The organism is Sorlinia euscelidii, from assembly GCF_036452135.1.
Classification (GTDB): Bacteria; Pseudomonadota; Alphaproteobacteria; order Acetobacterales; family Acetobacteraceae; genus Sorlinia; species Sorlinia euscelidii.
The window spans coordinates 1-20941 of sequence record NZ_JAWJZZ010000001.1; the positions used below are offsets into that span (position 1 = coordinate 1).

Genomic DNA, 20941 nt, shown 5'->3' on the forward strand with positions numbered 1-20941 from the left:
TCTATGAAGTCCGCCCGACAGAAAATGTTTATAGCGTCGAGGAATCGCTACAATTTGCCATGAGTGTGCTGCCGGCAGGTGAGGCGAGAACCCAGATGCGCACAGCATGGCTTTCATCGCGCACGTGGACATCCTCTATGTGGCATCCACCAGAATGATTCCCGTCGAGCAGATTATCGGCGTGAGAGAGCTGCGTCTGGTGAATGGCAGGTTCGTACCGGGCGACCTCACACGTAACCCGAATTACATGTTCGATGAACCACAGGTAAACCCTAATCCGCTGCCAATAAGAAATGCGACAGTTGAAGCCGCCGCAGTGGCGGAAGACCCGGAAGGGGCCGGCTTTATACCCGGGCCGATCGCCTCTATGGTATGTAACGCGAAACCCCAACGTCTGGCGCATCCCAGACCGATAGCTGCCCCCTGCAGGTAAATAAGCTTTCTTTCGACGCGCTTTACGGCAAGACGGTCGCGAAATTGATCGCGGCCGGCATCCTTATGGGTTCGACCTCAGGGCAACTGCTCGTCGTACCCGGACATGATGAGCTTTAAACCGCGCATCACAATCCCGACGACATGGCCGATCACGAACAGAGGACGATGAAGTCGGGATATTGTACAAACGACTGCCAAAGACGCGTCGAACCATACCTTTATTTTCTGAGAAAATCTTTTCAAATAATCCATCAATCTGGCTTTTTCTTCACCTTATAAATATAATAATGGAGGTTAACATGAGAGTTCTAGCCGCCTCGCTTTTTGTCATCTCATCGTTGTTCGTTTCGATAGGCCACGCTGAAGATACGCAAAAAAAACTCTATAAAATATCTTTCGATCCGAAGGAGAAAGTTTTCGCCGAAGGCTTTCCAATTGCGGGTGATGACAGTGACTTCCTCCATTTCGTCGCCGGTTCGTCAGTAAGGGAGGGACGCGCCCGCTTCATTCCTCTTTTCGACCATCTTTATGTCGTGATGGAACGCGCCGAGCAAATAGCCAACGCTAACCCTGGGACGCCGCTTTACGTTTACGAGGTCCGACAGACACCAAATTTCTATAACGTGATGCGATCTCTTCAATTTGCCAGTACAGCCATTCCAGACCCTGAAACAACTCTCAACATTCGTCACGTGATGGAAGCAGAAAGACACTCACTCACCTATGCCTGGGCGGCGACCAGTTCGATCACGAGCGACCAGATTGCGGCGGTATATATCTATGGTGACCGTCATAATCCTCGGGGTTTGACCCATCTGGCTGATAATGAAGATTATATTTTGCCCCGGCGCAGGTGAATCCTCAACCCCTGCCGGTACGCAACGAAACATTGAATAATCTCGATGTTGCCGTAGAGCCGCACGGCGCTGGCTACATGGCGGCCTTTGTCGCCAATATACCGTGTGACCCGCAATCAAAACGCCTCGGCACATCATCTTCTTCACATCAGTGCACGCCTCTTGAGAACCTTCCGATCGAAACGGTTTATCAACGGACGATCGCAAAAATGATTGCTGCCGGCATCCTTATGGGTTCGACCTCAGGTCAGCTTTGGAGTGCGCCAGGTCATGACGAGCTTTAAGTCCTGACCTCGCGCGTGTCTTGTCACGTCTATCGCCCGGAAAAACCTTCACCCATCCGCGATAGCTGAAAATATCGGTCCTGCCGCGAAAAGTGTCTTCAGAGTGACGCGTCAATGACGCGGGCAGGACCAGATGTTCGCAGAGATCCGAATTCACCCCAAGCTCACGGAATCAAAAATCCCATGAAACTTCTCAAAGCCTCGCTCTTCATCGTGTCGACGGTGTTTACTTCAGTGAGTTACGCCAAAACCCCGCCTTTGGTCGTCTACACCGTATCCTTCCAAGCGCCGGAAAGCGTCTTCTCTTCAGGCATGACAAGCATCGGCACGGAGAGAGATCTCAATCGCTTTTTAGCAGGTAAAGGTGCGGCGGGGGAAAGATCCGCTTATCTCCCTCTGACAGAATCGTTGAGTCACGCGACGAGAATCAGTGAGATGCTGACGCGGGTCAAGCCTCATCGCACGATCTACCTCTATTATGTCCGCCCGACGAAGAATTTCTTCAACGTCACCGATTCATTTCAATTTGCCGAGGAAGTCCTACCCCTGGAGAGGCAAAACGAGAATTGCGCGATATCTGGTTCGCGACGAAATATTGGGTGGCGGATGAATGGGCGGCGAGCGCCTCGATCTCCAATCAACAGGTTGTGGGCGTCAAAACCCTCGCGTGGCACGACGATGTCCCGGAATTTGGCGCGTTTATCCCGAACCCGAATTATATTTCGGCAGTGTCGGAAGTGAGCCAGAGCCCGATGCCGCCGCGAAACACGTCAATCGACGCTGTCGAAGTTGCGGCAAATATCAAAGACATCAATGCCATACCTGCTTCAATCGCCGAAATGGCTTGTTCTTCCCAGCAGCTCGACCTCGCATCATCTCCGACAAGCACATGCCTGCCGCTTGAACGGCTGTCGGCGAGCAAGCTTTTTGAACGAACAGTCACCCAAATGATCGTCACCCATGTTCTTCCGAGATTGGGATCGGGCCACATCTGAAGCGTCATTGCCCCCCAGGAGGTTTGACGCCGCGACCCGGCCCTTCCGACTTGATAAGAAAAGAAGCGTCCCTGAACGCGGTAATTCGATTGTGATCCTTGAGAGAAAAAAAGCAGGCACGAGTTTGATATGACCGCTTTTCTGATAAAAACTTTCCTGAAACACCTTATCGTCTCTATCGTCGCGGTGGCAGGGATCACATCGACATCTGTTGCCGATACGCCGCCCCACGTCGTCTACATATTCACAGCCTCACCACCGGAAACGATTTTCGACAATGGCTTCATTGCGAAAGGCACGGATCATGATTTTATTCGCTTCATCTCCGGGGTCTCCGTGGCGGATGGCACATCGGCTTATCTGGTATTGAATGACTCCCTGGAACGAACCCTGGCCGCCGCCAGGGTTCGTCTGATTCAGCGGCCTGACGTCGCCTACTACCTTTACGCTGTCCGCCCATCCAACTCATTTTACAATGTGATGACGTCCCTCCTTTATGCGCGGTCAGTTCTACCGGACGGCGATACCCGTCAAAGGGTAAGCGTCATGCTGGTCGGCATGCGACCCTATGATATCTGGGCAGCCCGCGACTATGTTTCCGGAAGTCAGGTTTACCGGGCGAGACGCCTTTATCTGAATGATGGTCGGGTGACCCTCGGTACCGTGATCTCCAACCCTCTTTATCTGTTCGGTCGACCGGAAGTCAGCCCGCATCCCATGCCGATCAGGAACCGATCGGATGATACCGTCCTGATGGGCGAGCAAGCGCACCAGGTTGGTTTTGTCCTTCTTGGAATGGACCGTATGGGTTGCGGTGCACAGCGACCCCATTTCAAAGTCGCCCGCGGGGATCGATGCACCTCTGCAGAGAAGCTCTCTTTCGCGGCGCTTCACACCGAAATTGTTTCTAAACTCATCGCCCTGAATGTTCTGTAAAGTCTGACGACAGGGCAAGCCGAGACCGGGCCCAGGCACAATGGGTGATAAATCCGACACCTTTATTTGCTCGATGTCATCAATTTATTCGAAAACCTGCCTGATTACCGCACATCGAAACTTGATCCGCTTTCAAGTGAAGAATCTGTAAGTAAAGAGCTATATAGGTGATATTTTCTTATCATTTCCAAAAAAAAAAGAGATATTGAAATGAATGTTTTTCGCGCAGCCTTCGTCCTGCTGGCCCTATTTACAGGCTCCGCCAGCTACGCTCTCGACCCGCCAGGTAGGGTTTATCGTGTCTCCTCCCGCGCGCCGGCAGACGTGTTCACGTCCGGGTTTCCGGCTGAGGGAAATGATCTTGACCTTCTGCGATATGTCTCCGGGGCTTCAGTTGTTGATGGCACGTCAGCCTATATTTCGACGACCCAGATATCACGTCACGCGGTCGCCTTCGCTATGATATTTGCACGGGCCTTCCCGACAGTGCCCGTCTATATATATTTGGTTCGTCCAACTGAAAATTTTTACAGCGTCGCGGCGTCAATGCGTTACGCGCAGGAAGTCTTGCCCAATCCCGAGGTGAGAGAACAGGTCAGCGCAGTCGCTCTTGCGACCCGGGGTCAGGAAAACGGTCATTGGGCAGCGCGCGGCGGTATCAGTCCTGAGCAGATCTTTGGCGTGAGGCGATTTTACTGGGACGACGGCAGTCCTCCAAGACTAGGTGACCTCATACAGAACGCTAACTACCTTTTCATGCCGCCCGCCACCAATCATTCTCCGATGCCCGTGCATAATGCAACCGTCACCGCTGCTTATGTCGCGGAGGCGGTTCACAGCGTCGAGTTTTTGCCCGCCGCGGTCGCCAATATGGGATGCGACCAGTCGCCTCGGCAATGCAGAAAGGCTTTTGCAAGCCACTGCATCCCGGTTCATCCCATTTCTTTCGCGCAACTTCGTTCAAAAACAGTGGCAAAAATGATCACTTCCGGCATCCTCATGGGTTCGACCTCGGGCCAACTCCTGGTTGAACCCGGACATGATGAACTCTAAGCATCAAAGCTATTCAGCTTCAGCATCACTCCGTCACGCATTAAAGACTCAAAATATCCAATCAAAAGAAGTCGGTTTAGAGAAACGACCATGAAACTAAGATATGCCCTTGCCCTGATCACGATCCTGTTCGTCCCACAGATCAGTCACGCTCAGTATCCCATCGTCGCCGTATTCCGATTTTCAGGTCGGCCACCGGCGGATGTTTTCGTCAACGGCTTTACTGCAGAGGGAAATGATAATGACCTTCTTCGCTTTGCCTCGGGCGCGTCACTGGAGGATCAGACATCAGCTTACATCCCGACCACGGCATCAATGATATTTGCGTTAGACCTTTATCGACGGTTTTACCAATACCATCCTGATACTGAGATTTACCTTTACGCGATCAGGCCGACCACCAATTTTCACAGTCTCTCAATTTCCCTACATTGGGCAATGACTATTTTGCCAGATCCTGTAGCGCGACAGGAAGCTCAGACACTCCTGCTCTCTAGACAGAGATTTCATGAGTGGGTGGCTGTCGGAAGCATCACGCCGAACCAGATTGGAGGCGCTCAAAGGCTTCACGTCGTCAATGGCAGCGTTTTGGCGGACCCCCCGGAGAGAAACCCGAATTACGAATTTTTACCGCCTTCCGCCAATCTTAACCCTTCGCCCTTTCATGATGCGGTGTACCAGGAGGTGCAGCTCGCCGACGGGGCTGTCGGCATGTTTTTACTGCCCGCGTCATTGAACAATATGGGATGTGACCGTGCGCCTCAACGCTCAAAGGTCGCTCGGGATGACTCGTGCCTGCCGACTCAGAAACTCTCCTTCGAGGCGCTTCGGTCAAAGACAATTGCGGGAATGATCGCCTCCGGCATTCTTCCAGCCCACGCACCTGTCTGAATTCTAAGACAGTCGGATGCTGTAGAGACAAAAGCGTATGCGCCCTTGATTGTCCGAAACGCGCCCAGTCAATCACGGACACATTTGATGGCAGACGCTTTTCTCACAGCCGCACAATAAAAACGCCAATCGTAACACTCAAATCCTGAAGAATGACATGACCCATGAAATTTAAAGCTGCCATCTTCCCCATTGTGACGATGATGCTCACGGCACCGGGTTACGCCAAGCCGCCTCCCGTCACCTATCGTCTCTCGATTTACGCACCTGGGCTCGTCTTTGAACGTGGATTTACCGCGAGGGGACAAAATTATGATTTCCTCAGCTATATTTCCGGAGAGTCGATTGACAGGGATACTTCCGGATATCTGGTAACGACATCCTCTCTAAACGGAGCGATCAACCTCCTCAGACGACGTCTTAGAACCCACCCCACGGAACGATATTACCTTTACACCGTCCGCCCCACGAGCAATTTTTACAATGTTGCCAGATCCCTCAACTATGCACGAGACAATTTGCCTGACTCGCCCGCCAGAGAGCAGGTCAATACATTATGGTTCACAACGAACTGGCACCGAGAGGAATATTGGGTCGCACGCGACAGAATCTCTCCCGACCAGATTTTGGGAGGGCAGACAATCTCGATAGATGGTCGGTTCGTCCATTTTGGAGACTACTTTCAAAATCCGGATTACGTATATGCCCCTCCCGTTGTGAGTCGTCGATTGATGCCGATCCGGGATAATCCAGTCGGCGAGGTTTATGCCGTTGAAGAGGAGACAAGCACAGATTTCGTCCCGGCGGGCGTCGATAATATGGTTTGCGAGGCATCTCAGCAGCGCAGCGCGGCGCCACGATCGGAACAGTGTTTGACGACGACGAAGCTCACCTTCCAACAGCTTTTGACGAAGACAGTCTCAAAGTCGATCGCAACGGGCATTCTCATGGGCTCGACCTCAAACCAACTTTTCGTCGAGCCAGGTCATGATGAGCTTTAACGCCTCATATTGAAATCTTACGGGAGAAATATTCAGCGTTTTTCGCCCACTCCATTACCTGGCCGGGCGATTGCCAGAGACGTCATGCGTGCGGAGACTTAAACGCAAATCCATCCGACCCCGTAATTCTTTTGGAACGTGAGGTTAATCGGAGGTAAATATTTATATCATCGCACGATATCCTTAACTGAAAAAATTTTGTAATTTTTTTGACCCTTTTTATGCTTTACAATAGCCAGTGCCTAATAAAAAAAAGAAGGAGCGCGCAAATGCAGAGTATTAAATTCCGCGCATTGATTTTGGCAGCGGCATTGTCCGGGCCAACAATGGCATCAGCTGAAATTCCCGTACCAATCGAATGCCCGCCCAACTCAGTGCACGCGTGGGCGGGGAAATATACGGGCCATATTATTTCAACATTTGCGGGCCTTGCTTATAATCAAAATTATGTTCATTTCCTACTTGAAGATTCAAGTCATAATCTTGAATGCGTAAAGCAGAATTCGTCTAATCGAAGCGTTGTCGCGACCGCCATCAAAGCGATGGTTTTTCATCAGGAAGTCACGATTGACAAGGACAGTCAACAGTGGATGACAAAAATTTCCTCCTAAGTTCAGGGAAGAAATCGGAACAATAGAGAAGTGGGTTTTCCAGATCATTCCATAATAAAAAATCTATTCTGAACTTTCAGCAGGATCGAGAATGATCATGAGACATATAGCGTTTTTTTCAGGATTAACTGCGATTTTAGTCAGTATGGCGACGATCGCGGAGGCCACTCCGGAGAAAGTTTTTCGCTTTTCCTTATTGGCACCTGAGACGATATTCGCCCGAGGTTTTACCGCTCCCGGCCATGACAGGAGCTTCCTCCGACATGCTTCCGGCAACTCCGTTTATTCGGGGGACACGATTTATATTTCGACCTCAGACTCCCTTAATGAGTCGCGGCGAATGCTACGTATCTCCCTTCAACGACATCCTGATGTACCTCATTACCTGTATGTGATCCGCCCAACGACAGATTTTTACGATATGCCACGCTCTCTCATGAATGCGATTCAATGTTACGAGGATGGCGTGTCACGTCGGCGAGCGCGCGCCCTCTGGTATCGCTTTCATCTTCAAAGAGAGTGGTCAGCACTTGGCGGTGTTCCGCCCGAACTCATCCATGGCGCTTACCGTGCGCAACTTATAAATGGTGGCCTTGTCCTTTCTGATTGGATGCCAAACCCGCATTACCTTGAGGCCGACGCTGAAGTGAATCCGGACCCAATGCCCATGGACGACATTGTGCCAACCGCCGGCTATATTGAGAATGGCATTCAACAGGGGGAATTTATGTCACTATCCTTCAGCGTCGGTTGCGACAATATGCGACTTAGAGCATCCCCCGACAAACATTGTGAGCCAGCTGAACGCATCTCGCTCGATGACCCCGTCTCCACTATCGAAAAGGAGGCGTTAAACTGACGACCTTGTTCGGGATCTCACCGCCGCACGCCGCGCAGAAATTGGAGGAAAATGGCTCAAAAATCTTGTTTACTCCAGTAAATGTCTTTTTTTATTCTGATTTTTTGGGTAAAATCGCGCAGTAATTATCTCGTCAAAACGCTATCATTCTATTATAACGGTAATAAGAATATAATGCATCGTTGGGACGGATCCTCGTGCCCGGCAGGATGATGACTCAAGTGTGCCTCATGGGTCTTTTTAAGAAGGCGACCATGCCTAAGTTTTGATTAGCAACTTTATTAAGCGCCTCAATATTCACCCTATTACGGTAAATAGAAATTTCAATAAAAATAAGGATTAAGATGATGCGTTTCCCTCTTTATAAAATACTCTCCCTTTCGGCCTTCCTTTTCGCTTCGGGCGCCGCATGCGCCGCCGATGTTGACTGCCCCTCTTCCTTAACGATTTCACAGGGCGAGCATAAAGGCCATTTGCGACAGACTTTTTCAAAGATTGGCGGTAATGATCAAGATGTAACCTTTCTCTTCGAGGATAAAGACGACAAGAAACTTTATTGTATCCATCAGAAATTCTCAGATAGCCCGAATGTCCTTTCCGTCGCCGAAAAAGCGTACTTACTGCATAGTGAAGTCGCCATTATAGCCAAAAATCCTAATGTTCTATTCAGCATAGGCTTTAGCTTGAATTGACAATTAAGCTGGTCGGTCAAATCGGGTCCTGATCTTCGCTCTCCTGCGTCAAAGCGCTTCATGCCGCCGACGCTTGGGAGGGGCGATCACCGTGAAACTCTGATGTCTCACGATCCTGTTTTGATCCACCTTCCTTAAAGTTGATTCTTTTCAAAGTTGCGCTGCAGATAGATTGGGAAAGCCAGCGTTTCTCCTGTCTTTCATAAATGTCATACGGCCCATTATTTGCCGACCATATGGCCGTCACTTTTCAGTAATAACGCGAAACGAGATGGGTTTTTACCAGAAGGACAGGCGAGAAAGGACGGTCATTCACCAGTTCGGAATGATCAGCCGCGAAACTTTTTGAGAGAACCGGATAACGGACATCACATTCAAATTTAAAAAACGATTATAAGGACAAAAAAATGCGTCTCAAATTTCTATCCGCCTTGGCGGTTACTCTTGCAGTCTCGTCGCCTGCAATCGCATCAACATCGGCACTCTGGTGTGATTCCAGTCATCCAAACATTACTGCCGGTCAACATCAGGGACGGCTTACAGGTGTGATTGTGCGAAATGACTGGGATCAATCCTATATCAATTTCGTCTTCAACAACGACAGCGATCACCTCAATTACTGCATCAGACAAAACATATCCAATAGTAATATTGTCAATATCGCAATGCGCGCTTTCATTTTGTCGGGCAAGGTTAAAATTCAGGTAGAAGGTGATCGATGGTTTACTAAGATCGGCCTCAGCCCTGATGCCTGAAGCTGATTTGAGTCACGGCGTCGCGTTGCCCAGTCTTTACGGCGCCGTGAACATCGTCAGCAACTCCCAATAACCAGCCGGATGACAGACCTATTTCTATCACAGTCGTCGCAATGACTTGACGACTTTCATATCAGGTCTGTCATCCGCAGTCATATCGACGATCATCGACGTGGCGCAGCTTTATACGACAGCCACGCCCTGCCACCCGCTTCAAGGATCCAACGCGCCGTCATGAAGGAAGCGCATGACGCTTTTCAAGAAAATCTCAGGCAATGCCTTTCGAGATAATGGGAGTCGAACATGAAATTTTCCTCCTTATTTTCGATCCTCGTTTTAGGATTTACCCAAGCGGCGAATGCTGCTTCAGGGCCTCAATATATTTACCACATCTCCTCCGTCATGCCGACGACGGCTTTTGATCGCGGGTTCGGCATGACAGGCGAGGACGTTGAACTTCTGCGTTATGTGTCGGGTCAGTCTGTTCTCGACGGCACAACGTCTTTCGTTTCTGCCACGGATTCATTGGATGTTGCATTGCGCATTGCAAAGCAGGCCATATTGAAACATCGCGAAATTCCATTCTAGATATATGAGATTCGACCAACAGAACGTGTCTATGATGTCACAAAATCACTCCGCAGCGCTGAGCAATATTTAAAAAATCCGGACGCCCGGCGTCAGGCACTCGCACTCAGTATGGCCTATGACTGGCAAAGATCCTGGGCCGCATATGGACAAGTGTTATCGTCACAGATTGTTGGCGCTTACCCTGTCATCCTGCTTTTCAGGGAGGAACCGTTTCTCGGCACGCTTTACCCGAATGATCGTTATATCGACGATTCGTCGTTCGTCAGTGACGACATTATACCTGCACGCGACACACCCCCTGATGGCGCATATGTCGGGGAGGAGAGTTCTCCGGGTTTTCCGATATCGCTTTCATTCAGCCAGGATTGTGAGCCATATAAACTGATCCCACCGCGCAATGTGAGATGCGGCACGGCGAAACACCTGACGATTCACGACCTGACCGGTTACTCCGTGGCAGGCCTCATCGCAACCGGCGTGCTGCAATCTCCGGGCGAGGGTCTTTTACCACAACCATTTCAACGCGACGAATTCCTCGCATTTAAACAGAAACTGAACCCTCAGCATTAGTTTCGGGAGCCTGAACAGCTCTAAGTCTGCCCGCCACCTCTTGACGCGGTGACACGAGGCGCTGGGCCGTATCTCTCAATGTTGCGGCCCTTCCCCCTCCATTATGAGGGCACCCTTCAGGGCCCGTGGAGGGGAAAGCCTCATCGTGACGTCAGTTGTCCCCGTGACGCGACAGGCGGCCGCCCCACCGCGCACACGCAACGGGCAGGACAAATAACGTCAGAAATGTCGAGGAAATCAGCCCCCCGATCACGACGCTGGCAAGAGGCTTATCCACCTCCGCCCCGGCACTTCCTGAGAAGGCCATGGGCAGGAAACCGAAACTGGCGACAGCGGCCGTCGCGATCACCGGGCGAAAGCGCGCCCGCGCAGCTTCATAGGCTGATTGCGCCACATCCATCCCGCCTTGCTGGAAAATGCGCATCTGGGACACGAGCACAACGCCGTTCAGCACCGCCACGCCGAATAACGCGATAAAGCCGATCCCCGCTGCAATGCTGAACGGCATACCGCGCAAGGTCAGGGCGAGGATTCCGCCCGATGCCGCGATGGGCAGGTTGCAAAAGACGAGCAGAGCAGCCCGGAGAGAGGATAAAGCGGAGACCAGCAACCCCAACATGAGTACCAATGCGACCGGGAGCACAATGGCGAGACGATGGGTGGCGGATTGCAGGTTTTCGAACTCGCCATGCCACGCCATATGATATCCGGGCGGCAGGATGACCCTGCGCGCGACCGCCTGCCTGGCGGCGGCCACGAAGCTTGCGACATCCCTTCCACGAATATTGGCCTGCACGATGACGCGGCGCCGAAACCCGTCCCGATCAATGCGCGAAGGCCCCTCTGTCGATTGGATGTGCGCCACCTGACCCATCTGCACCCAGCCGCCGCCATCCGCCCGCCTTATCATCAGGCGGGCAATATCTTCGGGCGATGACACGGTGCCAGCGGCAAAACGTATCTGAGTGGGGATGATCGCATTATCAGCGATGATGGCCGTACCGATATGTCCCCCGATCGCCTCGACCGTTTCGGTGATGTCACTGGCGGAAATGCCCAGCCGCGCGGCTGCATCCCGGTTCATGTCAACATGGATGAAGGGCATTGTCCCCTCCGACACGGAGGACACATCCGCCGCGCCGGGAACATCCCGCAAAGCCTGAACCGTGTGCGCTGCGAGGCGCGATAAGCGTGCCAGATCATCGCCGTAAATTGATATTGCCAGCGCCGTCCGGGTACCGGCAAGCAGGTCATCCATGCGCATCTGAATGGGCTGCGTCCAGCTATAGGCCGCATCGGGCAGATGGTCCTGCAGTGCCGCATTCATCTTTGCGACAAGCCCGGCCTCGGTTTTGGCCGTGCGCCATGTTGCACGCGGTTTCAGGAAGATAAACGTATCTGTCTCCCCCGTACCCATAGGGTCGGTCGGGATGGCGGACGTGCCGGTATTGCTGACAACCGTCTCGACCTCCGGGAAGGTACGGAGGATGCGCTCCTCCTCCGTCACGCCGCGCAGGACGGTATCAAGCGCGGCGCGTGGCAGGCGAAGCGCATTGACGAGAAGCGCCCCTTCATCAAGTTTCGGCACGAACTCGCCGCCAAGACGGGTTGCGAGCAGGAGGGACACGCAAAAAACGCTGATCGAGGCGACCAGCACCCAGCGTGTCCGCGCCGCACACCATGCAAGAGCGGGCTCATAGGCCGCCCGCATCTGCCTGACAAGACGCGTTTCCCGATCCTTCAAACCGAAGCGCAGGAAAATCGCCGCGAGGGCGGGAATGCAGAACACGCAATAGAGAAGCGCGGCGAGGAGCGCCATGATGACCGTCTGCGCCATTGGGCGAAACATCTTCCCCTCAACGCCCTGAAGGGTCAGAACCGGTAGATAAACGAGGATGATGATCAGGATCGCGAAACAGACAGGCTTAATGACGCTGCGCAGGATGTCATGGGCAAGGTCATGAAAAGCGCGACGATCCTGCACCTGATATCGGACCACGATGATATGCTCAACAACCACCAGCGCCCCATCGACAATCATGCCGAAATCAATCGCGCCGAGGCTGAGGAGATTGGCGGAGACACCTGTAACGCGCATCCCGGTCAAAGCAAAAACAAGCGCCACAGGTATGACGGAAATAATAACGAATGTTGCGCGGAGATCGCCGAGAACAAGATAGAGGACCGCGAAAACAAGGAGGGCACCGTAGATCAGATTTTCCTTAACGGTCCCCGTCGTCTCACGCGTCAATTTGTGGCGGGTGTAAAATATGTCCAGCGTCACACCTGGCGGGAGTGATTTTTTGATGGCGGGCAGGGCTTTTCCGATGGCGGCAAGCGTCGCGTTGGAGCTGGCGCCGTTCTGCATCAGCACGACACCATTCACGATTTCACCTTTACCATCCCGCGTGACGGCGCCAAGCCGCGTGCGCGTCCCCATTTCCACCTGACCCAGGTCACGAATACGGATGGCGCGCCCATCACGCGCCATCCGCACGGGGATCGCGCCAAGCTCCGACAGGGAATGGACCCGCGCACGCCCCACAATCACGCGCTGCTCATCCTGCGCGGAGACGAAACCGCCGCCGGAGGAGATGTTGTTGCTGTCGATCGCCTGGACGATGTCATGCAGGGCGACGCCATGTGCCACCATGCGGGCGGGATTCAAGGTGAGTTGAAAGGTTTCTTCAGCACCCCCATTGACGTTGACATCCACAACACCCGGGATCAATTTAAGCTGCGGCACCACTGTCCAGTTCATGATCCTGTTAAGCTGGACGAGATCATAACCTGCACCGGCAATCTGCATCTGCATGATCTCACCCATGCCGGTCGCGAGCGGGCCCATTTTGATCGTGACCCCAGGCACGGGGATCGCGTCCCGCGCCGCCTGAAGGCGCTGACTCACACGCTCCCGATCAAGATGGATGTCGGAGGAGTCAGAAAATTGCAGATAAACAACCGACACCCCACTGCGTGAGACCGAACGCAGGTCTGTAACATCCGGCAGGCCCGTCAGGCTGGCTTCCAGCGGGAAGGTAATGAGGCGTTCCACCTCCGCCGCTGCAAGACCCGGCGCTGTGACGGACACCATCACTTGTTGCGGAGAAATATCCGGCACGGGCTCCACCGGCAGGCCCGGGATAAGCGTCAGACCCCCGAGAAAAAGCAGGAAAAATGTCGTGAGGATAAAGACACGATGCGCCTGAATGCGTTTCAGCATCGCGGTCAGTCGCCGCCTGCCGCTGAAAGCAACGCAGCGCCCTTAAGCGCGAAACTCCCTTGCGTGACGATATTTGTCCCCCCGGTCAATGCGCCCTCAATAACGGTCTCGTCACCGGACTCAAGGCGCACGCGCAGCGCGATAGGTTGAAATTTTCCTTTCATCCCGATAGGGACGAAGACGACATGATGTTTCAAAATTTCCTGGATGGCGGCACGCGGCACAATGACGCCTGAAGCCTGGCGCGCCGTATCCATCCATGCATCCAACATTTCACCTGGCCGTAAAACACCATCCGGGTTTGCGATGATTGACGTCACTTTGAGTAAACCAGTCGCGGGATCGGCCACTGCGTCGATGGTCGCGATGTGCGCAATCAGCTTCGGTGACGTGTCCTGACCTGCGGGGCGCAGCGTGACGGCGCCACCCACCGCCAGCCACGCGGCCTCTTCAGGTCGGATTTCAGCAATCACCCAGACATGACTCACGTCAACCAGAGAGATGATCTCCTCTCCCTGCCTGACATCATCATTCTCGGCAGCGTTAACAGATTCGATCACCCCATCTACCGGCGCTAGAAGATGGGATGTTTCATCCGCGCCGATGCTCTCTGTCGGCGATGTAAATTCCTCCGTCAAACGATGGGTAATCAGCTTGACACGCGCTTGCGCGGCGACAAGCATGGCGCGCTGCTGCTTCACCGCCGTGTGACGCCGCTCAATTTCAGCTTGCGTCACGCTGCTGCCGCGTAATTTGAGGCCGCGTTGAAAAGCGCTTTCGGACGCCGAAAGTGCGGCATACGCGGATGCGCGTGCCGAGGCGGCCTCCGCCTGCTGCAAATAGAGCGTGTGCAGGGCGTGATCATGATATGTCACCAACACCTCGCCTTTACGCACGCGCTGCCCCGGCATAACCGCGACATGCATGACCTTCCCCTCCCCGGCAGGACGGATGCTGATGGCGTGAAGAGGATCATGCGTGACATAGGCCATGGCCGGAAGGCGCGCGGTGAGCGTGCCTGTGCGGGTCACACTGAAACGCAACTGCTCACTCGCCTGCGCGGCTTTTGAAAAGGTGACCGGCCGCAGCCAGACGGGCACATCGGCGTCAGAAGAAGCCCGACACGTTGTCACCATGCTCGCCCCCCTGACGCCATCGCGAGGGCGATCATGAAATATCGGGAAAGGCGTGATACGCGGATCATGGGAGGGTTCCTATCGCGATACAGAGCCGTATGACAGCGCTATGAAAAGCAATTTCCGACCGGTTCAGGGACATCAGCGCCCGCCAGGCGTCGTTCTGTGCGCGCAGGGCCTCCATCAGCGGCGTCTCACCGAGGGACCAGGAATGTTCCATAATTTTCGCGCGGGAGAGTGTCTGCGCCGCACTTTGGCGCGACTGTTTCAGCGCCTGACGCGCTCCATCAACCCAAGCCACGACCTGCCGCAATTCATCATGCACGGCGCGTTGGGCGGTCACTTCCGCCCGCATCGCCGCCGCCAGGCGGTTTTGCGCCGCCGCAATCTGGGGCACATTCTGCACATCACTCGGCAGGGCGACACGGATGGTCATACCCACCTGCGTGGCCCAGGGACTGGCATATTGCCCCTGATCAAGCGCGACAAGGCCGACTTCCGGATTGGGCATGTAATTATGGTGGGCGAGGTGCATCTGCGCCTGCGCGGCCACGACTTCCTTGTGCGCCGCGAGGACGCGCGGGTCCCGCATCTCCAAATCGCTCAAATGGTTAGGCCGCCATCGTGCCAGCCATCTGTCGTCAGCGTCTGATAAATTCGGCACGCCCGCTTTGCCGAGCAATGTCATCATCGCGGCGGAAGATGCGGTCTTTTCTGCTTCCGCCACCGCGATTTCAGCCCGTGCATCCGCCAGTTGGGCGGAAACAGCCTGCAAGTCCGCGGAAGTGGCCTCACCCGCTTCACAGGCTTTACGCGTGATGTCCGCCATACGTGACAGGGATTTTGCCATGGCCCTGGCGACGGTTACGCGACGTTGAGCCAATGCCACGGCTTCTGCCTGCTGTAAGACACGCACGGCGATTGAGACACGTTCAACATCGACCTGCGCCAAGGCCTTGGCCGCGTCGGCCTTCGCCACCATCTCTGTCGCCGTGCCCTGGCCGGGTAGCCAGAGAGGCACGGAAACCGTGCCCTCATAAGTGACATAACCGATATGCGTGCCGGCGGCGCGGTCATCATAGTAACTGGCTGTAAAACTTGGCCCCCCTGCAAACCAGGCGCGTGCAGCGGCAGCGCGCGCCCGCGCGGAAGACGCATTAACAGCCAGTTCCTGTCGGATCGGGTCATTATTCCAGGCGGCGGTAAGAGCCTGGCGAAACGTCATCACCCTTTCATCGCCCGCCCGCGCCCTGTCGATTGCATCAGGGCCCATCATGCTGAATGCGGCACATATCGGGAAGAAGATGAAAAAACACTGAAAGCGCGTTGAAGGCCACATGCGTCACCGCTTAAAAATATTTTGTCAGATCCGTAAATTGCGCCATCGCGTCCTCCCGCGACATTTTGCCTTCACACAAGGCATCGGTGATGCATTGTTTAAGATGATTCTGCACCAGCAGGCGTTTCGCACCGCGTATCGTGCTTTCGATCGCTTCCAGCTGCTGGGCGATATCACTGCAGGAGCGCCCGGCCTCCGTCATGTCGATGACCGCGCCAATATGGCCAAGGGCCTGTTTGAGGCGCTGTTGAATCAAAATATGGGCGTCATGTCTCATGACGCCCACCTACCCTCCCCGGGAGGGGCCGGATATGAAACTTTCTTTTAAAATGGAGAGGCGCGGATAACCTGCCTGCCCTGTCCCTGCGGCCAGCATCATAAAATAAAAGAGGGTCAAGGAACAAAATCGTCCCGACCCTCTCTCATTCTGACAATTACTGATAAGCCGGCCGCGCCCTCACCCCTGCAGATGAAAGCGCGTCTGGATCGACCGTTTACAGGTCGAAGCGGTCAAGATTCATGACCTTTGTCCAGGCTTTGACGAAGTCAGCATAGAAGCGGTCTTTCGAATCCGCTGAAGCATAAGCCTCCGCCGTCGCGCGCAACTCGGCATTTGCGCCGAAGACAAGATCCACACTTGTCGCCGTCCAGCGTTTTTTACCGGTTTTGCGGTCACAACCCTGATAAATCCCCGGCTTGCCCGGGATTTTCTCCCAACGTGTATCCATGCTGAGGACATTGACGAGGAAGTCATTCGTCAACGCGCCCGGATGGTCGGTCAGCACACCTTCCGGCGTGTGACCGCTATTAACGTCGAGGCTGCGCATCCCACCGAGGAGGACGGTCATTTCAGGGATGGTCAGATCCAGCGTGCTGGCTTTGTCGACCAACATTTCCGGCGGAGATTTTTCATCCTCCTCAAAGCGATAATAATTTCGGAAAGCATCCGCCTTCGGCTCCAGGAAGCTCATATTCTTGATGTCCGTCTGCGCCTGTGTGGCGTCGACGCGGCCCGGCGTAAATGGCACGTCAATCGTGACACCCGCCGCTTTCGCCGCGCGCTCCAGCCCGACATTACCGCCAAGAATGATGATATCCGCCAGCGAGACCTTCCGCCCGCTACTGTCATTACCATTAAAGTGGTCGCGCACTTCAACAAGCTTCGGCAGCACTTTCTGGAGTTCATCGGGGTCATTCACCGCCCAGTTATTTTCCGGCTTCAGATTGATGCGCGCGCCGTTCGCACCACCACGATGGTCCGTCGTGCGATGTGACGCGGCGGAGGCCCAGGCTGTCTTGATCAGCTCGCGGTCAGACAGTCCCGTATTGGCAATGGCGGATTTAAGGCTGGCAATGTCCGCCGCATCGACCATTTTATAATCGGCCTTCGGGAGCGGATCCTGCCAGACAAACGTCTCTTTCGGGACTTCACTCCCCACGTAACGTGATGTCGGCCCCATATCGCGGACAACGAGCTTGAACCAGGCGCGGGAGAAGGCGTCGGCAAACTCATTCGGGTGTTTCGACCAACGCTCGATGATCCGGCGATAAATCGGATCAACCTTCATCGCGATATCGGTCGTGAACATCATCAGCGGATGGCGCTTACTGGGGTCAGCCGGGTCCGTTGCGTCCGGCACAACCCGGCCACCGGATTTAGGCATCCATTGATAGGCCCCGGCCGGGCTCTTCGTCTTGACCCAATCATATTTCAGCAGGTTGTTGACGTAATTATTCGTAAATTTCAGCGGGTCGCCGGTCCAGGAGCCTTCAATGCCGCTGGTCATGGCGTCATTCGGCGTCGGGGCCCCTTTGACGCAATTATTTTTCCAGCCAATACCCTGCTGTTCGACAGGGGCATCATCAGGTGCCGGGCCGATACATTTGGAAGGCACGGCGCCATGGGACTTACCGAAAGTGTGACCGCCTGCAATCAAGGCGACTGTTTCCTCGTCATCCATCCCCATCCGGCCGAAAGCCAGACGTGTCATTTTGGCGGATTTGACCGGGTCCGGCACGCCGCCGGGACCTTCCGGGTTGACGTAAATCAGTCCCTTGACCGTTGCCGCCAGAGGCTTCTCAAGTGTGGCATTGCCGTGGGCGTCAAACTTGCCCTGATTAGCCGCCTTGGTCGGGAAAAATGTCGCGCTTGGCCCCCAATAAACAAGCTCAGACTGCCAGTCATCCGGGCGGCCGCCGACAAAACCCATCGTCTTGAAACCCATGGAATTAAGCGCAACGTCACCCGTCAAAACGATGAGGTCACCCCAGGACAGCTTCTCGCCATATTTCTGCTTGACCGGCCAGAGGAGGCGGCGTGCCTTGTCCAGGCTGGCATTATCCGGCCAGGAATTCAGCTGGGCGAAACGTTGCTGGCTGCCCTCCTCACCACCGCGCCCGTCGAGACTGCGATAAGTGCCGGCATTATGCCACGCCATACGGATGAAAAACGGCCCGTAATTACCGAAATCAGCCGGCCACCAATCCTGTGACGTCGTCATGACCTTCAAAATGTCAGCGCGCACTTCCTTGAGGTCGAGCGTGGCAAATTTTTTGGCATATTCTTTGCTGTAACCCGCCCCGTAAGGCACGTTACTCGGATTATTGAAGCGAAGCGGATTAAGATCAAGGCGGGTCGGCCAGTAAAATTCATTGGGCCTGTCAATGCCATCAGCGCGGGCAAAATTATTCGATGAAATAAGCGCGGTTCCTGAAAGAAGCAGAGCGGCGCATAAACGGGAAATTCTCATAAAATTCTCCACCTAGATTGGCTTCCTGATAAGCCGGGACCGGATTGGAAGGCCTTGCGGCGTCAATGGCCATTAGCTGATCAAATACGACGTGAGGAAACTGGAAATTGTTATATCAGTTATCGGAATTTACTCTTAACGACACCGCAGGTGGAAGCGGCGGCGACGGTTACGACATTGACCGTAACACTGGCATAGATGTAAAGATGCGTGACGACGACTTTTAAATAGACAAGCCGTCAGACACGCAGCATTCAACCAACCTTATCTTTACTGATTCTCTTACGCCGACATACTGAGAAGCCTGAACCACTCTTCCAGGATGGATTTGAGATAAACCGTGCGCAGCCTTTGAGAAGACTTGCGGGAGGACCGCTTATCGGCACGCTTCAGGGGGTTTATTTCAGGGGAAATGACAATGCCGGATATGTCTGGCGGAGGGGCACTGATGCCCTGACGGCGCGCTTTGAAGCAAAGGCTTTCACCGTCAGGACGATAAATAACTCACCTGTCAGACGGTATGACGGATGGTCCCTGAGGACACGACCCGACTTTGAATGAGTCTCTCGACGCGGGAGAAGGTCAGAAAGACAATGTCAGGTTACCTTGAAGTGACAATGCGTCGGGCTTCGCCTCGGCGACAAAGGGCTTCGTCGTGTAGGAAGCGGTTGTGGTAAAATAGACCCCCCGCATGGCGTGAGCCGCATAGGCCACAGATGTTGTCGTGCTATGGTCAAACATGCGGGCGTTTCCAGCCTGCAAACTGCGCATCGCAGCGGGACCAATTTTATTATATGTGAAGCCAATTGATAACATATCCCGCGGGCGACTCTTCAACGGTCCGATTGTGTAGATCGTGGCGGCGTAATCGTCTGTGAAAATGTTCCTCCGGCGATCCGCGTGGTCGGTCTTAAGCTCGATATACCACCCACGATAAGGATTTTTCGGGTCTGGCTGCAGCAATTGCCGGTCAAGAACGACATACCAGGCATTATTGCTGGCGCTGAACTGGTTCGTGCGGAAATCCCGGTAGGGCGTTGCGTTATAGATCCCGCCAGCACGGAACCATGTCATTTTGACATGGCTTTCTGGATGAACCCGGAAACCAATTTCATCGATGACAACGGCGCGCGTACCGTTGACTTGCAAATTGACTCCGGACGGGTTGGCGCGAGAATCCGCTAGAAAGCCTAAGGCGCTCTGGCTTCGCGCCACACCAATATGATTATAGAAGCGACGATCTGGCAGGTAAATTCTGACATCCGCACCCGGGGTCGGCGTGTACATTGACAGTCCGACCTGATTAGGAATGATACTCAACGGCCCCAAGGCCGAGGACGCGGTGCTCGTGCCCATAAACATACCGTAGAATTGGCCAAGTATTCCGTAGTAACCGTAAAGTATCGACACATGACCATTGAAAAATTTCTGCAAAACCGTTGCCTGGCTGAGTGAAGTGGCGCGGATGCCGGCGCCTGTGTAGGCACTTTGCCAGTTATTCATGGATACGGTCAGTTGGGAGCCAGGATTAAAGCCGACCCTCTCAAGATCATACGTCATATTTAGCCAGAGATTACCGCTGAAATTTGGCCGCTGACCATTATAGAGCTGGGGCCGCTGCTGATGCCCCAACACATCGTAAATCATGGAAGCCGTGTAAAATCCCTCAAATAAAAATCCACGATCTCCCAGAAATTTCCTTAGCCCGAACTGGCCAGGCACCAATGTGTCACAGGTCGTGATGATGGGAGACTCAGACCCTTGCGTGATCATCGGATCGTAACGTTGACATTCCGGCCCCGGTGACATCTTCCGGCTTTCAATGGTGGCGTTCGAAACGCCGTTGAGGTTCGTCAGCTGTGCTCGCGCGGACACAGGGACACAGGCGATGAGGAGCGATGCAAGCATCGCCACTCTCGCCGACGCAGCTTCCGGGCGCTGCGCGGTTTCTATTTTCATTTTC

At 54.0% G+C, this 20941-nt stretch carries 20 protein-coding genes; 14 read left to right on the forward strand and 6 right to left on the reverse strand.

The genetic code is table 11. The features are described from left to right. Positions 1-139: 139 nt before the first annotated feature. From CGLAMM_RS00005 to CGLAMM_RS00070, 14 genes are all read left to right on the forward strand, one after another. On the forward strand, positions 140-433 hold the full coding sequence (locus CGLAMM_RS00005) for a hypothetical protein (RefSeq protein ID WP_418115213.1): 294 nt from the start codon (positions 140-142) through the stop codon (positions 431-433). A 181-nt stretch (positions 434-614) separates the two neighbouring features. Then, positions 615-1292, forward strand: coding sequence for a hypothetical protein (locus CGLAMM_RS00010; protein WP_418115214.1), 678 nt, complete (start codon positions 615-617; stop codon positions 1290-1292). Next, positions 1289-1576 (forward strand): hypothetical protein, encoded by a 288-nt coding sequence (locus CGLAMM_RS00015; RefSeq protein WP_418115215.1) that lies wholly within the window; start codon positions 1289-1291, stop codon positions 1574-1576. Before CGLAMM_RS00010 ends, CGLAMM_RS00015 begins: the two co-directional genes overlap by 4 nt. Positions 1577-2142: 566 nt before the next feature. Then, positions 2143-2571 (forward strand): hypothetical protein, encoded by a 429-nt coding sequence (locus tag CGLAMM_RS00020; RefSeq protein WP_418115216.1) that lies wholly within the window; start codon positions 2143-2145, stop codon positions 2569-2571. 129 nt (positions 2572-2700) lie between these two features. Continuing rightward, positions 2701-3507 (forward strand): hypothetical protein, encoded by an 807-nt coding sequence (locus CGLAMM_RS00025; protein WP_394819914.1) that lies wholly within the window; start codon positions 2701-2703, stop codon positions 3505-3507. Between the two features lie 210 nt (positions 3508-3717). Continuing rightward, on the forward strand, positions 3718-4560 hold the full coding sequence (locus tag CGLAMM_RS00030; RefSeq protein ID WP_394819915.1) for a hypothetical protein: 843 nt from the start codon (positions 3718-3720) through the stop codon (positions 4558-4560). 90 nt (positions 4561-4650) lie between these two features. Next, a complete protein-coding gene (locus CGLAMM_RS00035) occupies positions 4651-5451 on the forward strand; it encodes a hypothetical protein (RefSeq protein ID WP_394819916.1) in 801 nt (266 codons plus the stop codon). A 164-nt stretch (positions 5452-5615) separates the two neighbouring features. Then, a complete protein-coding gene (locus CGLAMM_RS00040) occupies positions 5616-6452 on the forward strand; it encodes a hypothetical protein (protein ID WP_394819917.1) in 837 nt (278 codons plus the stop codon). Between the two features lie 209 nt (positions 6453-6661). After that, positions 6662-7063: a hypothetical protein gene (locus CGLAMM_RS00045; RefSeq protein WP_418115217.1), complete on the forward strand. Its 402-nt coding sequence runs from the start codon at positions 6662-6664 to the stop codon at positions 7061-7063. Between the two features lie 145 nt (positions 7064-7208). After that, on the forward strand, positions 7209-7922 hold the full coding sequence (locus tag CGLAMM_RS00050) for a hypothetical protein (protein WP_394819919.1): 714 nt from the start codon (positions 7209-7211) through the stop codon (positions 7920-7922). A 344-nt stretch (positions 7923-8266) separates the two neighbouring features. Continuing rightward, complete coding sequence (locus tag CGLAMM_RS00055) at positions 8267-8614, forward strand: hypothetical protein (RefSeq protein ID WP_394819920.1); 348 nt, start codon at positions 8267-8269, stop codon at positions 8612-8614. Positions 8615-9021: 407 nt separating this feature from the next. Beyond that, positions 9022-9369, forward strand: a complete 348-nt coding sequence (locus CGLAMM_RS00060; RefSeq protein ID WP_394819921.1) for a hypothetical protein — start codon at positions 9022-9024, stop codon at positions 9367-9369. 303 nt (positions 9370-9672) lie between these two features. Beyond that, a complete protein-coding gene (locus tag CGLAMM_RS00065) occupies positions 9673-9957 on the forward strand; it encodes a hypothetical protein (protein WP_394819922.1) in 285 nt (94 codons plus the stop codon). Positions 9958-10068: 111 nt separating this feature from the next. Next, entirely contained in the window at positions 10069-10530 is a 462-nt protein-coding gene (locus tag CGLAMM_RS00070; protein ID WP_394819923.1) for a hypothetical protein, read from the forward strand. A gap of 151 nt (positions 10531-10681) precedes the next feature. Here the strand turns inward: CGLAMM_RS00070 and CGLAMM_RS00075 are convergent, their stop codons facing one another. From CGLAMM_RS00075 to CGLAMM_RS00100, 6 genes are all read right to left on the reverse strand, one after another. Then, positions 10682-13753 carry an efflux RND transporter permease subunit gene (locus CGLAMM_RS00075; protein ID WP_418115218.1) on the reverse strand — a complete coding sequence of 1024 codons (3072 nt, stop codon included), beginning with the start codon at positions 13751-13753 and terminating at the stop codon, positions 10682-10684. 5 nt (positions 13754-13758) lie between these two features. After that, a complete protein-coding gene (locus CGLAMM_RS00080) occupies positions 13759-14889 on the reverse strand; it encodes an efflux RND transporter periplasmic adaptor subunit (RefSeq protein WP_418115219.1) in 1131 nt (376 codons plus the stop codon). Between the two features lie 64 nt (positions 14890-14953). Beyond that, positions 14954-16114, reverse strand: coding sequence for a TolC family protein (locus tag CGLAMM_RS00085; RefSeq protein ID WP_394819925.1), 1161 nt, complete (start codon positions 16112-16114; stop codon positions 14954-14956). A gap of 124 nt (positions 16115-16238) precedes the next feature. After that, complete coding sequence (locus CGLAMM_RS00090; RefSeq protein ID WP_394819926.1) at positions 16239-16505, reverse strand: metal-sensing transcriptional repressor; 267 nt, start codon at positions 16503-16505, stop codon at positions 16239-16241. 217 nt (positions 16506-16722) lie between these two features. Further along, on the reverse strand, positions 16723-18978 hold the full coding sequence (katG, locus tag CGLAMM_RS00095; RefSeq protein WP_394819927.1) for a catalase/peroxidase HPI: 2256 nt from the start codon (positions 18976-18978) through the stop codon (positions 16723-16725). 582 nt (positions 18979-19560) lie between these two features. Then, complete coding sequence (locus CGLAMM_RS00100) at positions 19561-20937, reverse strand: carbohydrate porin (protein ID WP_394819928.1); 1377 nt, start codon at positions 20935-20937, stop codon at positions 19561-19563. Positions 20938-20941 lie beyond the last annotated feature (4 nt).

Excerpts from the sequence above, each read along its gene's own strand:
- CGLAMM_RS00060 (WP_394819921.1), top strand. The coding sequence starts at position 9,022 with ATGCGTCTCAAATTTCTATCCGCCTTGGCGGTTACTCTTGCAGTCTCG.
- CGLAMM_RS00075 (WP_418115218.1), bottom strand. The coding sequence starts at position 13,753 with ATGCTGAAACGCATTCAGGCGCATCGTGTCTTTATCCTCACGACATTT.
- CGLAMM_RS00030 (WP_394819915.1), top strand. The coding sequence starts at position 3,718 with ATGAATGTTTTTCGCGCAGCCTTCGTCCTGCTGGCCCTATTTACAGGC.
- CGLAMM_RS00050 (WP_394819919.1), top strand. The coding sequence starts at position 7,209 with ATGGCGACGATCGCGGAGGCCACTCCGGAGAAAGTTTTTCGCTTTTCC.
- CGLAMM_RS00100 (WP_394819928.1), bottom strand. The coding sequence starts at position 20,937 with ATGAAAATAGAAACCGCGCAGCGCCCGGAAGCTGCGTCGGCGAGAGTG.
- CGLAMM_RS00070 (WP_394819923.1), top strand. The coding sequence starts at position 10,069 with ATGGCCTATGACTGGCAAAGATCCTGGGCCGCATATGGACAAGTGTTA.
- CGLAMM_RS00025 (WP_394819914.1), top strand. The coding sequence starts at position 2,701 with ATGACCGCTTTTCTGATAAAAACTTTCCTGAAACACCTTATCGTCTCT.
- katG (WP_394819927.1), bottom strand. The coding sequence starts at position 18,978 with ATGAGAATTTCCCGTTTATGCGCCGCTCTGCTTCTTTCAGGAACCGCG.
- CGLAMM_RS00040 (WP_394819917.1), top strand. The coding sequence starts at position 5,616 with ATGAAATTTAAAGCTGCCATCTTCCCCATTGTGACGATGATGCTCACG.
- CGLAMM_RS00055 (WP_394819920.1), top strand. The coding sequence starts at position 8,267 with ATGATGCGTTTCCCTCTTTATAAAATACTCTCCCTTTCGGCCTTCCTT.
- CGLAMM_RS00035 (WP_394819916.1), top strand. The coding sequence starts at position 4,651 with ATGAAACTAAGATATGCCCTTGCCCTGATCACGATCCTGTTCGTCCCA.
- CGLAMM_RS00080 (WP_418115219.1), bottom strand. The coding sequence starts at position 14,889 with ATGGTGACAACGTGTCGGGCTTCTTCTGACGCCGATGTGCCCGTCTGG.
- CGLAMM_RS00090 (WP_394819926.1), bottom strand. The coding sequence starts at position 16,505 with ATGAGACATGACGCCCATATTTTGATTCAACAGCGCCTCAAACAGGCC.
- CGLAMM_RS00065 (WP_394819922.1), top strand. The coding sequence starts at position 9,673 with ATGAAATTTTCCTCCTTATTTTCGATCCTCGTTTTAGGATTTACCCAA.
- CGLAMM_RS00085 (WP_394819925.1), bottom strand. The coding sequence starts at position 16,114 with ATGACGTTTCGCCAGGCTCTTACCGCCGCCTGGAATAATGACCCGATC.